This window comes from Pseudomonas fluorescens, assembly GCF_001307275.1.
Lineage (GTDB): Bacteria > Pseudomonadota > Gammaproteobacteria > Pseudomonadales > Pseudomonadaceae > Aquipseudomonas > Aquipseudomonas fluorescens_AA.
This window is the reverse complement of the sequence record NZ_CP012831.1, coordinates 6,786,925-6,799,363: the sequence shown is the minus strand read 5'-3', so window position 1 is coordinate 6,799,363 and position 12,439 is coordinate 6,786,925. Positions and strand designations below refer to the sequence as shown.

Genomic DNA, 12,439 nt, shown 5'->3' with positions numbered 1-12,439 from the left:
AGGCGGTAGGGCTCAATCGTTGATATTTCCACCGCATCGTCATCGAGCGTTTCGCATCCAACTCACACGCTGCCACCCATCAAGCAGTGAGCACTCATGCACACTACAAAAACAAAGGGCGCCCACAATGTCGAACAAAAACAATAAACTGTGGTTGGTTTTAGCTATTGCTTCCCCTGCATCCGTCGCATACGCCGATATCGTAAAGGATGCAAAAGGAAGTCTGGAACTCCGTAATTTTTACTACAACCGCGATTACCGAAACGACGGGGCAACTCAATCGAAGCGGGATGAATGGGCTCAAGGTTTCATTCTTAATCTGCAGTCAGGCTTCACTGAAGGCCGGGTTGGCTTCGGTATCGATGCCCAAGGCCTTCTAGGTGTGAAGCTGGACTCGAGTTCGGATCGAACGGGTTCTGGACTCCTCGCCTACGATTCCCAGCGGAACGTCGAAGACGAATACGCAAAGATGACCTTGACCGCGAAAGCGCGTATGGGGCGAAGTGAAATGAAAATAGGCGGGCTCAGCCCGCTGATGCCCCTGCTATGGAGCAACAACAGCAGGCTGCTGCCGCAAGTGTTTCGCGGCGGCATGCTGGTATCCAATGACCTGGATCCACTCTCCATTACGGCGATAAGAGTCAATGCCGTCAGGCAGCGTAACTCCACAGACTTCGAGTCTCTAACCACATTTGGCTATCGGGCTATTGAAGCCGATCACTTCAACTATCTTGCGTTCGACTATAAGGCTCTACCCACGCTGACGCTCAGTGCGCATGCCGCACAGCTTGAGGATCTATATCGGTCGAACTTCTTTGGCATGAAGCTGAACCAACCCATCACTCGCGGTAGCGTTATCGCAGACATTCGCCTGTTCGATGCGAAAGAAGCCGGAGATAAGAACTTAGGGGAGGTGGACAATCGGACACTGAGTAGCTACTTCGCTTACAGCCTTCAAGGTCATACCTTAGGCGGTGGGTATCAGAAAGCATGGGGCGACACCCCGTTCGCCTTTGTTAATGGAACGGACACCTATCTGTTCGCTGAGTCGCTCGCGAGCACATTTACAGCGCCCAATGAACGTATCTGGTTCGCGCGCTATGACTTCGACTTCGTAGCCGTTGGCGTTCCCGGACTTACCCTCGGCCTCAAGTATGTGAGCGGCCAAGATGTTGACCCAACGGTGCTGACGACACGCCAGGCGGCTGCGTTGAGAGCGGAAGACGAAGAGGGGAAAGAGTGGGAGCGTGTGACTGACCTTACTTACGTTGTGCAAGGCGGCCCGGCGAAAGGTGTCGCCGTGCAGTGGAGAAACTCGACCAATCGCTCGACCTACGCCGACAGCGCAAACGAAAACCGCCTCATTGTTCGTTATACGCTGAACTTCTAGTCGAGCATTGGGCGTTTTTCTCAGTCGGCTTCTTCATTGGTTCTTTCTGAGATGCCTGGCTTTTATCGTCGCGTTCAGCGGCTTTGATGCGCACAACAAGAGGTTCATCCCGCAGCTGTTGCAATCGGTTCATACAACGACAAACGCCGCTGATCCCTGGTCGGGACAGCGGCGTTATTGTTTAACGCCTGAGGCTATTTGTAATGTTGTTCAAACACCGCCAACTGCTCAGGTTTGATCAACTGAAAGGGCACCCAGACGTCCGTTTCCACCGGCTCTCCCTTGATCATCTTGAGTGCTGCCTGTACCGCGCTGGTCGCCTGGGCCTTGGGGTCCTGGAACACCGAGGCGACCAGCATCCCGCGCTTGATCGCCGCCAGGCCGTCGGGCAGGCCGTCGATACCGACGATTGCGACCTCGCCCTTGGCTTTGCCGGCCTGCTGCAAGGCCATGGCCGCACCGATAGCCATCTCGTCGTTGTTGGCGACGATGGCGTCAAACCGACTGCCGGCCAGCAACCAGTTGCTGGTCAGGTCCATCCCTTTGTTGCGCTGCCACTCGGCACTTTGCTGCTCGACGATCTTGATACCGGGATAGTCCTTGAGCACCTGTTTGACGCCTTCGGTGCGGTCGTGGGTGGCGTTTTGCGCCAGGTCGCCCATGATGATCGCCAGATTGCCCTTGCCTCCGAGCTTTTCGGCCAGGTAGCGCATCTGCAGTTGTCCGGCCTCAATGTCATTGGACGCCACCGTAACGACGCCTTTGGGCAAGGTGCGCTCGTCCGGGTGACGGTTGACGTAGACCAGTGGCGTCTTCGCTTCGACCGCGGCGCGGGTAATGTTGGCCGTGGCGGAGGTGTCTACCGGCAGGACAATGACCGCATCCACTTTCTGGTTGATAAAACCTTGGACCTGGTTGAGTTGGCGCACCACATCGCCTTGGGCGTCCTCGAACTGGATCTGCACGTTTTCCTTTTTCGCGGCCTCGTCCAGGCCGTTACGCACATAGGTCATGAAGTTGTCGTCGACCCTGGCGATGCTGACGCCGATGCGGTATTCGGCGGCGGCCCATTGGCTGAACAGCAACAGCAGGGTGGCGAAAAGCAGTGTGCAACGACGCATGATGATTTTCCTTTTGTTGTTATGGGTTGTACGTCACCAGGAGATGAAAATCTGCCGCACGTTTTGAATTCGGCGCGGCTTTATCCATCAAGCGTGAAGGCCTGCCGGAAACGCTCAAGCGCGACCTCGCTGTCACCGCTGGCCCAGCCTTCGAGACCGACGACACCGCTGTATCCCATGCCGAACAGGGCCCTGGCAATGGCGGGATAGTGGATTTCACCGGTGCCGGGCTCCATGCGCCCGGGGACGTCGGCGACCTGGATTTCGCCGATGGCGTTGCCGGCGCGCTGGATCAGTTCGATCAGGTTTCCTTCGCCGATCTGCGCGTGATAGAGGTCCAGGTTCATCTTCAGGTGCGGGCTGCCCACGGCTTCGATCAGCGCCAGGGTATCGTCAGCGCGGGCGAACGGCGTGCCGGGGTGGTCGACTTCGGTATTGAGGTTTTCCAGCAGGAATACCCGACCCGCGTCTTCGCCCAGGCGGGCGATTTTTTCCAGCGTCTTGCAGGCGCTCAACCACATGCGGCCGGTGGCCTGGGCCACGGGTTTGACCGGCAAGCCCTGAGCATCCAGGCCGGTGCCGTGCAGGTTCAGGCTCGGGCAACCCAATTGAGCGGCGACGGCCAAGGACTCCTGGGCGCTGTCGAGCAGCTGCCGGATCGCCTCGGGATCGGTCAGGTTGCCCGAGAGGTAGCCGGTCATGGAGGTGAAGTCCGCGCCGGTCGCGGCGAGGGCTTGGATGTCTTTGCTCGCCCAGTTCCATATCTCGACGCTGAAGCCCAACGCATGGATGCGTTTGACCCGTTCGATGAAGGGCAGGTCGATGAAAACCATCTCGGCGCTGACTGCCAGTTTGAACGGTATGAAACTCATGAAAGCGCTCCCTGCACACGCACCGTCTTGCCCTGTTGGAAGGACTCGATACAGGCGCGGGCGATGGCCAGTGCCGCACGCGCGTCTTCACCGCTGGCCAAGGGTTTTTCTCCGCTGCGAACGCAGTTGGCGAAGTGGTTGAGCTCGGCCACATAGGCATCCCGCAGCAAGTCGGTGTCCATGCGCTGGGTGTCGGCCTGGACCCCATTGGCCAGGTACCGCAGCAAGTCAGAGTCGTTGACGTTGCCCATGGTCAGCATGCCAGCGCTGCCGAACACTTCGCCGCGGACATCGTAGCCATACACGGCCTGGAAGTTGGCCTCGGCCGTGGCGATGGCACCATTGTCGAAACGGATGGTGACCACCGCGGTGTCGAGAAAGCCCTTGTCCTTGTAGGCGGGGGCGATCAGGGCATCGGCCATCACAAAGACCTCAACCGCCTCGGCACCCGGATTCAGGTAGCGCAGGGTATCGAAGTCATGGATCAGGGTTTCCAGGAAGATCACCCATTGCGGCGACGCGGCCGGGTTGTTCAGCGCCGGGTCGCGGGTCAGCGAGCGCAGCAGCTGTGGCGTACCGATCCGGCCGGCAACGACGTCCAGGTGAGCGGTGCGGAAACTTCTGGCAAAACGGCGGTTGAAGCCGACTTGTAGCGTCACTCGTGCATCGGCAGCGGCGGCGATGGCGCGGTCAGCTTCGTCCAGAGTGATGGCCATCGGTTTTTCACAGAACACCCCTTTGCCGGCCCGGGCCGCACTGATCACCAGTTCGGCATGGCTGCGTGCCGGGGCGGCAATCAGCACGGCGTCGATGTCCGGGTCATCCAGCAATTGCTGTGGATCGGCATAGACCTTCTGTACGTCCAGTTCTACTGCCAGGCGTGCGGCCTGGCCAGGGGTAGGATCGGCGATGGCGGCGAGGCACGCGCCGGGGATGTGCCGGGCGGCGGTCAGGCCGTGAAAACTGCCCATGCGACCAGCGCCGATAAGGCCCAGGCGGAGGATCTTGGATGTGCTCATGAACATGACTCCCTTTATTGTTTTTACGACTCGGCGGTAAGAATGTCCTCGTCTGTTCATCCAGGGAGCAAGCGCTGTGCCAATAGTTATCTTGTTGATGTTTAACGATTTTTATTTGAATTGCTGTTCATTTGAATGACATGTCTATACTGACATGTCGAAAATATGAACATATGGCGGGACAATGGATCAGCAACCTGCAGCGTTGAGCGCCGAAGACCGTGATTACCTCACCACCCTGGGCCCTGCGTCGTTGAACGAAGGACCCAGCACGGCGCTGGATGAGGCCTGGCGGGCGTGCTTGCGGGGGGAGATTGATCGTCCTGCCGGGATCCGGCGGGTGATTTGGGCGTCCTGGTTGCGCAGCGTCAATGCCGGCCTCGATCCGGAAGACGGCGAGTACCGTTTTGTCGCGCCTGCCGACCTGACCGCGACACTGGCCGCCAACCGGCTGCTGATCGCCGCGGCGGCGCAAGTCATGCGCGGTTTGCTCGCTTATAACCCCAGGGGCCATATCAACCTGACCGATGCCGAAGGCACCACGTTGTACTTCTGTGGCCTGGACCTCACCCCCATAGGCAGTCGACTGCTGGAATCGATACAGGGCACCAATTGCACCGGTCTGGCGATCGTCGAAGACCGTTTGGTGTATGTGCTGGCCGAGGAGAACTTCGGGCTTGGCCTGCGCCAGCGCCGCATGCATTGTGCCGCCGCGCCAATCCGCGATGCCCAGGGCCGGACGCTGGGTATGTTGACCTTGACGGCGGAGCCGGGCTGGTTTCATTTCCATACGCTGGGCACCGTCCAGGCCGCGGCCGAGGCCGTCTCCAGGCAGATGACACTGCAAGCCTTGCTCGAGGAGCAACAAACCGTCCTTGAAGTGCTCAACGAGGGGTTGGTGGTATTGGATGAGCGCGGCTGCATCAAGGCGCTCAACCATTACGCCCGACAATTGTTCCGCGTGGGGCATGACCTGCTCGGCAGTCCGTTCAAGAGCCTGGGCAAGAGCGAATTGACCGATGCGGTCCTGTTCGGGGGCGGGGAAGGGGTACGGGACCTGGATTGCACCTTTGAACTGCACGACCGCAGCCATCTGGCCTGCCTGGTGTCGGTCTGCCCGCTGGAGCAAGGTGGACGGATTGTTTCGTTGCGCGAGAACCGACGCATCCGTGAAATCACCCGGCGGATCATTGGCACCCAGGCCAGCTACACCTTCGAAACCATCCTGGGCCGCTCACAGGCGATTCAGGATGCACTGCACCTGGCCCGGATTGCCAGTCGCAGTGATTCCACCACGCTGATCCTCGGTGAGAGCGGCACGGGCAAGGAACTGTTCGCCCAGGCCATCCATAATGCCAGCGACCGTAGTGGCGGGCCTTTCGTGGCGGTCAATTGCGGGGCCATTCCCCGTGACCTGGTGCAGAGCGAACTGTTCGGTCATGTCGAAGGCGCCTTCACCGGATCGGCTCGCGGTGGGTCGGCAGGCAAGTTCGAATTGGCCGATGGCGGGACGATCTTCCTCGACGAAATCGGTGACATGTCCTTCGATGCGCAGGTCAGCTTGCTGCGTGTCCTGCAGGAAGGCGAGGTGACACGGGTGGGGGCGAAGAAATCGCTGCGGGTCAACGTTCGCATCATCGCCGCCACCCATCGCAACCTGAGCCAGGCGGTGGCCGAGGGCGCCTTTCGTGAGGACCTTTACTACCGGCTCAACGTGCTGAACCTGACGGTGCCGCCGCTGCGGATGCGCCGCGAAGATGTGCCGTTGCTGGCGCGGCATTTTCTTGCGCGGTGTGCCCGGTCGCTACGCAAGACGATGCAGGACCTTTCACCAGGGGCGTTGGAGATGCTTGGCGGCTATCACTGGCCGGGCAATGTCCGTGAGCTGGAAAACGTCATTGAGCGAGCGACCAACCTGGCGCTGACCGAACTGATCGAACCGAGCGATCTTGCGCTGGAAATCAGGCAGCGAGGACGGCCATCGCCGTGGGTAGGTGTGCCTGAGCCGCGGACGGCTCCGGACCTGGGCACCCATGAGATGAATGCCATCATCGCCGCCCTCAAGGACACGCGCGGAAATATCCGCCTGGCCGCTCAACGGTTGAATGTGTCACGTGGCGGGCTGTACAACAAAATGAGTCGATTTGGGCTCAAGGTCGATGCGTTTCGTTCGTAGCGGGTGGCGCAACGCTGACGGTGAAACGGGCGGTCAGTTTGCCGCCCGATCAACCCATTGCCTGGCTAAGTGGAGTCAGAAAACGGTTTTCTTGAAGGGGCGAACGGAGACGCCCCGATAGAACGACAAAATGGCCAGCACCTGCACGATGACGGCTGCTGTCACGACAGCGACGATGGCGTGATTCGGATCGGTGAAGGCGGCGCGCAACAGGCCAAAAAAGGCCGGGGCGAAGGCGTAGGTGGCCTGGCTGATCGCAACCATCAGGGCGATCACCCTGGCGGTGTGTTCACGGCTGAACTCCGCCTGTGCTATCAGCGGCGGCAAGGAGGTGGCATTGCCAATGCCCGAACCGATCAGCACCACGGCTATCCAGGCCACTGTCGGGTGAAGGTCCAGGCCCAGAAGCATCAGCGTGCCCAGCATCTGGACGGTATAACCGAGGCAAGCCAGCTGTCGGCGATTCATACCTTGGGTCATCAAGCGTGCGGCGACGTATCGCCCGCCTATCGCACTGGCGGTGGCCAGCCCCATGGCGAATGAGGCGTCATGGGCCCCCATGCGTCCCACCAGGATCGAGTACAGGTGCGCGATCAAGCCGATCTGGGCGAACAGCCCCAAGGACATGCCGGCTGCCAGGGTGCGGAAACTGGCCGACCTGAGCGTCTGCATGACGGTCCACTGCGCGGGGCTGGCGCTGATTGGCACGGGGGCCGGCGGGGCTGCATTGTCGGGATGTTGTCCCTGGCTTTGTGGGGTTTTGTTGAAAACCAGGAAGGCGAAAGCGCCTATGAGCAGCACCGCGATGACGCTGATCAGCGCCGCCGCCGGGGCAAAGCCGAAACGCTCGATCAGCCACACCCACAGCGGCGAAAAGATCACGCCTCCCAGGCTGGCGCCGTTATAGGCCTTGCCCAAGGCCTTGGGTCTTTCCTTGACGTACCACGGCGCGATGAGGGTGTTAACGGCCGCGGCCCCCAATGTCACCCAGCCGATACCCGAGCAGACGGCGCCGGCATACAGCACCCAGGGCTGGTTGGCCTGCGCCCAGAGGTTCACGCCGATGCCCAGGACGATGCTGCCAAGCAAGGTGATGGCGGGGATGCCGAAGCGTGCATAAAGGCGTGGCAGGTTGGCGATGACCATCGTGCCGCTGAGAAAGTGCAAGGTCACGGCAGCCGAGACTTGGGCGATTGGCCAACCCGTGCGCTCAATGACCGCCTGCATGTAAATCGGCGGGCCATAGAAGCCGATTCCCCAACCGATCATCGCCAGGATGAACGTGCAGGCCAGTACGGTTTTGCCAAAAAAACGGGTGTGTGTCATCGCCATCTCCTCCAGGGTGGCTCACAGACTATGCGCGCGACAGGTTCCTCACTTCGTGGTGCGTCGAACAATGGATGTCGAGCACGATTGCTTGTCCAGATCCAGGCTGGGCGCGCCAAGGGTGGGCCTTCAGCGATCCGGAACCGATCAGGGGGCCGGGGCAGAAAGGATGTTACAAACTTGCTATTTCCCTTTCGGGCCGATGACAGCAGAGCGACTATCCTTGCGGACACTGAACGTAAACGCTGCATCCATAAAAAAAGAGACGCCATGTCACATTATGATCGCGCCATAGGCTCCAGGCCCGGCATCTCACGCGGTGATCGAAGCTGTTTGACCAGGTCCCGGTTGCTCCGGATAGTTTCAATGACGATGCTTTGTCTTTTCACGGCAACGCCTGGGTATGCCCAGGACCTGCCCGTCGCGACGGACACGACGGTGACGGTGGCTCAAGCGCAGGAAATGGTGGCCAAGGCCACCCTCGGCGCCGTTCCCTGGAGCGGCCCCGAGTCCGGCCCGCCCGCCCAGCGCGGCAAGAGCATCGCCATTGTCGCGGAAGATATGCGCAACGGCGGCATTGTCGGCGTCGCCCAGGGCGCTCGCGAGGCCGCCAAGGCGATGGGCTGGACGCTGAGGGTATTCGATGGCGCTGGATCCTCGGCCGGGCGTGCAAAGGCCTTTGCCGACGCCCTGGCGGCGAACCCCGATGGGCTCATTCTGTGCGGTGCCGATGCCCTTGAAAACAAGGCGGCGCTGGCCGTCTTCGCCGACAAGGGCGTGCCGGTGGTGGGCTGGCACGCCGGGGAGCGCCCCGGGCCGATTGTTGGCACGCCGATGGCCATGAATGTCACGACCGACCCGCTCGAAGTGGCTCGCATCACGGCCATGGCGGCAGTGGCACAGTCGAACGGAAAGGCCGGTGTGGTGATCCTGACCGACTCCAGGTACAGCATCGCCATGGCGAAGGCCAAGGCCATGGAAAGCGTCATTCGGGCCTGTCGGGAGTGCTCGTTGCTGGAGGTGCGCGACGTCGCGATCTCCGAAAGTCGCGAGAAGATGCCGGCGATCACCACGGAACTGCTTCAGCGCCATGGCAAGCGTTGGACCCACACACTGGCCATCAACGATATCTATTTCGACTATGCGGTTGCCACCTTGGCCAGCGCCGCGATACCCCGCGACGGCATCAGTCTGTTGTCTGCCGGTGACGGTAGCGCTTCGGCGTTCTTGCGCATACAGGAAAAAAACTACCAGACCGTCACCGTGGCCGAACCGCTCAATGTGCATGGCTGGCAAGTGATCGATGAATTGAATCGACTGATGGCGGGCCAGCCGGTGAGCGGCTTCGTGGCACCGGTTCACTTGGTCAATGCCGACAATATCGCTTTGGACGGCGGGACGAAGCTGCTGTACGACCCAAGCAATGGTTATCGAGAGATCTATCGATTCCAATGGAATCCCTGAGCGTTGACATGGCTCCCAGGCCGCCAACGATCTATCGAAAAATAATCGCGTCGACCTGTCGATTTGGACCATTGCCATTCGATTAGTCCGTAGAGCCGCCACAAGGGTGGCCATTCTCAGGAGATACGAGCATGCGATTTTTGGTGATCGTCAAGGCCAGTCCGGAATCGGAAGCCGGAGAAATGCCCAGCGAAGAACTGCTGGCCGCCATGGGCGCCTACAACGAAGAGTTGGTCAAGGCCGGGGTGATGCTCGCCGGTGAAGGCCTGCATCCCAGTGCCGAAGGCGTGCGTGTGCAGTTTTCCGGCAAGAACCGGACTGTCGTCGATGGGCCCTTTGCTGAGACCAAGGAGCTGATCGCCGGCTTCTGGATCTTCAAGGTCCAGTCATTGCAGGAGGCCATCGATTGGGTCAAGCGTTGCCCGAATCCGATGGTCAGCGACAGCGAAATCGAAATCCGCCAGATCTTCGAACTCGAGGAGTTCGGCGAGTCCTTTACCCCCGAGTTGCGCGAGCAGGAGGAGCGCTTGCGGGCGCAGATGGCCGGTCAATCGTGAAACCGACGACAGGAGAACCCAGCATGAGAATCATCCCGTACCTGACCTTCAACGGCCGCTGCAAGGAAGCCTTTGCATTTTACAAGGACGTGCTTGGCGGCGATCTGTTTTCCATGTCCTATGCCGAGGCACCTGAGGACGTCGGCATGCCCAAGGACGCCAGCCTGATCATGCACGCCTGCCTGACCGTGGGCCATTTCAGCCTGATGGCGTCCGACTGCCCACCGGGCCAGCCGTATAGCAAACCACAAGGCGTATCGATTTCCCTCAATGTCGACAGCGTGAAGGAGGCCGAGCGGCTGTTCGAGCGCTTGAGTGAGGACGGTCACGTGCAGATGCCCTTGGACAAGACCTTCTGGGCGGAACGCTTCGCCATGTTCGAAGACCGTTTCGGAATCGCCTGGATGGTCAATTGCGAGGGCCAGCAATAAGTCGAACGCTGCCTGGTCGCGATGCGCCGCCTGGCCCTTGGCAGCGCTCGCGACATGCCTCACTTCCTGCCCATGGATTGACGATTCTGGCGAGTACGCTTGCCAGGTTTTCCCTCCATCGTGTGAACCTTGCGCCAATACTGCGTTCACTTATTGAGTTGCCGCTTTACATGACCCTGTGGGAGCGAGCTTGCTCGCGATGACGGAGCGTCAGTCTCTATCCCTGTTACTGATCCACCGTCATCGCGAGCAAGCTCGCTCCCACAGGGGGGCAGTCTGAATCTGACGGTGGCCCCAGTGCCGATAAGGACTTCGCATGCACCCAACCTCATCCACATTCCCCTTGAACGCCACAGTTGAACGCGAGCTCAGCCCGCGCGCGGTCAGCACGGGGATCGTCCTCGGTATCCTGCTGACACCCTCCAATGTCTATGCCGGGTTGAAGATCGGTTGGTCGTTCAACATGTCGATCATTGCCTTGCTGATCGGTTATGGCATCTGGCAAGGCTTGGCCAGTCGATCAGTGGGGCGACTGCCCTGGACCCTGCACGAAAGCAACATCAACCAGACGGTGGCTTCTGCCGCGGCGTCGATCACTTCCGGTGGGCTGGTCGCGCCCATCCCGGCCTACACCCTGCTGACCGGCCAGCAGTTGGATGCCATTCCCATGGTGGCCTGGGTCTTTTCGGTGAGTTTCCTGGGGATCTGGATCGCCTGGTACCTGCGACCTTCACTGCTCAATGACAAGGCGCTGAAATTTCCCGAAGGCATGGCGACCCTGGAAACGTTGCTGCACATCTACAACCACGGCCACGAAGCCGCGACGCGCTTGAAGGTGCTGCTCAGCGCCGCGCTGCTGTCCGGGCTGGTCAAGGCGGTCGACACCTTCATGTGGGCCATCCCGCGCTGGTCTCCGAGCGCTCAACTGGAGCGCCTGACCTTTACCGCTGACCCTTCGCTGCTATTGGTGGGGTTCGGCGGGATCATCGGTATTCGCGTGGGCCTGACCCTGCTGCTCGGTGCTGTGCTGGCGTGGGGCGGGTTGGCGCCGTGGCTGTTGGAACAGGGCCTGGTGCAGTTGCCGCACGGCAGCAGCGGCCCGCAGTTCGCGGCGCTGGTGGAGTGGTTGCTCTGGCCGGGGGTGAGCCTGATGGTCTGTTCGACCCTGGCCTCACTGGCGATTCGCTTGTGGGCATTGCACCGGTCCACCAAGGCGGGCGGCGGGGCGATCTGGACGATACCCAAGCCTGGGCCTGCCGCCGGTTTCGCACTGTCGATCATCCTGGTGATCAGCCTGCAAGTGCTGTTGTTCGGTATCAACCCGTGGATGGCCTTGTTGACCATTCCCCTGGCGATCTGCCTGGCGGCGGTGGCCGCCCGGGTGGTCGGCGCCACGGGTATTCCGCCAATCGGCGCCATCGGGCAATTGTCCCAACTGAGTTTCGGCATCGTCGCCCCGGGCCAGGTGCCGATCAACCTGATGAGCGCCAACACCGCCGGTGGTTCGGCCGGGCAGTGCACCGACTTGATGAACGACTTCAAGGTCGGCCGGGCGATTGGCGCCACGCCGCGCAAGCAATTGATCGCCCAGACCCTGGGTATTTTCATCGGTAGCATCGTCGGCGTGCTGGCCTATCTGGCCCTGATCCCGGACCCGCAAACCATGCTGCTCACCGAAGAGTGGCCGGCCCCGGCGGTCGCCACCTGGAAGGCCGTGGCGCAAACCCTGACCCTGGGTCTGGATTCATTGTCAGCGAGCATTCGCTGGGCGATTTTCATCGGCGGCCTGGTGGGTTTGTTGTTGGGGATCCTCGACAGCCTGCTGCCAGCGCATCGGGCCCGCTACCTGCCGAGCACGGCGGCCCTGGGCCTGGCCTTCGTCCTGCCGGCCTCCGTGTCCTTGATGATGGCGCTCGGTGCGGTGCTGACGTGGCTGGTGAGCTGTCGCTGGCCGAGCCTCACCGAACGCTTCGCCATTACCGCGGCGGCGGGGTTGATTGCCGGGGAGAGCATTACCGGAGTGGGGGCGTCGTTGTGGCAGATGCTTGGGGATGGGTGAGTAGACACCCATCGCCCAATCGTG

General features: G+C 60.8%; 10 protein-coding genes. 6 read left to right on the top strand and 4 right to left on the bottom strand.

Translation table 11 applies throughout. The features are described from left to right. Window positions 1–127: 127 nt before the first annotated feature. A complete protein-coding gene (locus tag AO356_RS29255) occupies window positions 128–1,390 on the top strand; it encodes an OprD family porin (protein ID WP_060742819.1) in 1,263 nt (420 codons plus the stop codon). A gap of 194 nt (window positions 1,391–1,584) precedes the next feature. On the opposite strand, the gene AO356_RS29250 is transcribed toward AO356_RS29255, so the two are convergent. The 3 genes from AO356_RS29250 to AO356_RS29240 form a co-directional block, all read right to left on the bottom strand. Further along, entirely contained in the window at window positions 1,585–2,511 is a 927-nt protein-coding gene (locus AO356_RS29250) for a sugar ABC transporter substrate-binding protein (protein ID WP_060742818.1), read from the bottom strand. Window positions 2,512–2,591: 80 nt separating this feature from the next. Then, window positions 2,592–3,383 carry a TIM barrel protein gene (locus AO356_RS29245; protein WP_060742817.1) on the bottom strand — a complete coding sequence of 264 codons (792 nt, stop codon included), beginning with the start codon at window positions 3,381–3,383 and terminating at the stop codon, window positions 2,592–2,594. Then, window positions 3,380–4,402: a Gfo/Idh/MocA family oxidoreductase gene (locus tag AO356_RS29240; RefSeq protein WP_060742816.1), complete on the bottom strand. Its 1,023-nt coding sequence runs from the start codon at window positions 4,400–4,402 to the stop codon at window positions 3,380–3,382. Before AO356_RS29240 ends, AO356_RS29245 begins: the two co-directional genes overlap by 4 nt. A gap of 184 nt (window positions 4,403–4,586) precedes the next feature. Between AO356_RS29240 and AO356_RS29235 the strand changes: the two genes are divergently transcribed. Next, on the top strand, window positions 4,587–6,578 hold the full coding sequence (locus AO356_RS29235; protein WP_060742815.1) for a sigma-54 interaction domain-containing protein: 1,992 nt from the start codon (window positions 4,587–4,589) through the stop codon (window positions 6,576–6,578). Between the two features lie 75 nt (window positions 6,579–6,653). On the opposite strand, the gene AO356_RS29230 is transcribed toward AO356_RS29235, so the two are convergent. Then, window positions 6,654–7,904 carry an MFS transporter gene (locus AO356_RS29230; protein ID WP_060742814.1) on the bottom strand — a complete coding sequence of 417 codons (1,251 nt, stop codon included), beginning with the start codon at window positions 7,902–7,904 and terminating at the stop codon, window positions 6,654–6,656. Between the two features lie 444 nt (window positions 7,905–8,348). Here AO356_RS29230 and AO356_RS29225 point away from each other — a divergent pair, with 444 nt between their 5' ends. The 4 genes from AO356_RS29225 (at window position 8,349) to AO356_RS29210 (ending at window position 12,415) form a co-directional block, all read left to right on the top strand. Continuing rightward, window positions 8,349–9,368 (top strand): substrate-binding domain-containing protein, encoded by a 1,020-nt coding sequence (locus tag AO356_RS29225; RefSeq protein WP_060743238.1) that lies wholly within the window; start codon window positions 8,349–8,351, stop codon window positions 9,366–9,368. 131 nt (window positions 9,369–9,499) lie between these two features. Beyond that, a complete protein-coding gene (locus tag AO356_RS29220) occupies window positions 9,500–9,925 on the top strand; it encodes a YciI family protein (RefSeq protein WP_060742813.1) in 426 nt (141 codons plus the stop codon). Between the two features lie 23 nt (window positions 9,926–9,948). Then, window positions 9,949–10,356, top strand: a complete 408-nt coding sequence (locus AO356_RS29215; RefSeq protein ID WP_060742812.1) for a VOC family protein — start codon at window positions 9,949–9,951, stop codon at window positions 10,354–10,356. Window positions 10,357–10,672: 316 nt separating this feature from the next. Beyond that, window positions 10,673–12,415 (top strand): OPT family oligopeptide transporter, encoded by a 1,743-nt coding sequence (locus tag AO356_RS29210; RefSeq protein WP_060742811.1) that lies wholly within the window; start codon window positions 10,673–10,675, stop codon window positions 12,413–12,415. Window positions 12,416–12,439: the final 24 nt, after the last annotated feature.

Coding starts and splice junctions, on each gene's coding strand:
- AO356_RS29255 (WP_060742819.1), top strand. CDS start 128: ATGTCGAACAAAAACAATAAACTGTGGTTGGTTTTAGCTATTGCTTCC.
- AO356_RS29250 (WP_060742818.1), bottom strand. CDS start 2,511: ATGCGTCGTTGCACACTGCTTTTCGCCACCCTGCTGTTGCTGTTCAGC.
- AO356_RS29245 (WP_060742817.1), bottom strand. CDS start 3,383: ATGAGTTTCATACCGTTCAAACTGGCAGTCAGCGCCGAGATGGTTTTC.
- AO356_RS29240 (WP_060742816.1), bottom strand. CDS start 4,402: ATGAGCACATCCAAGATCCTCCGCCTGGGCCTTATCGGCGCTGGTCGC.
- AO356_RS29235 (WP_060742815.1), top strand. CDS start 4,587: ATGGATCAGCAACCTGCAGCGTTGAGCGCCGAAGACCGTGATTACCTC.
- AO356_RS29230 (WP_060742814.1), bottom strand. CDS start 7,904: ATGACACACACCCGTTTTTTTGGCAAAACCGTACTGGCCTGCACGTTC.
- AO356_RS29220 (WP_060742813.1), top strand. CDS start 9,500: ATGCGATTTTTGGTGATCGTCAAGGCCAGTCCGGAATCGGAAGCCGGA.
- AO356_RS29215 (WP_060742812.1), top strand. CDS start 9,949: ATGAGAATCATCCCGTACCTGACCTTCAACGGCCGCTGCAAGGAAGCC.
- AO356_RS29210 (WP_060742811.1), top strand. CDS start 10,673: ATGCACCCAACCTCATCCACATTCCCCTTGAACGCCACAGTTGAACGC.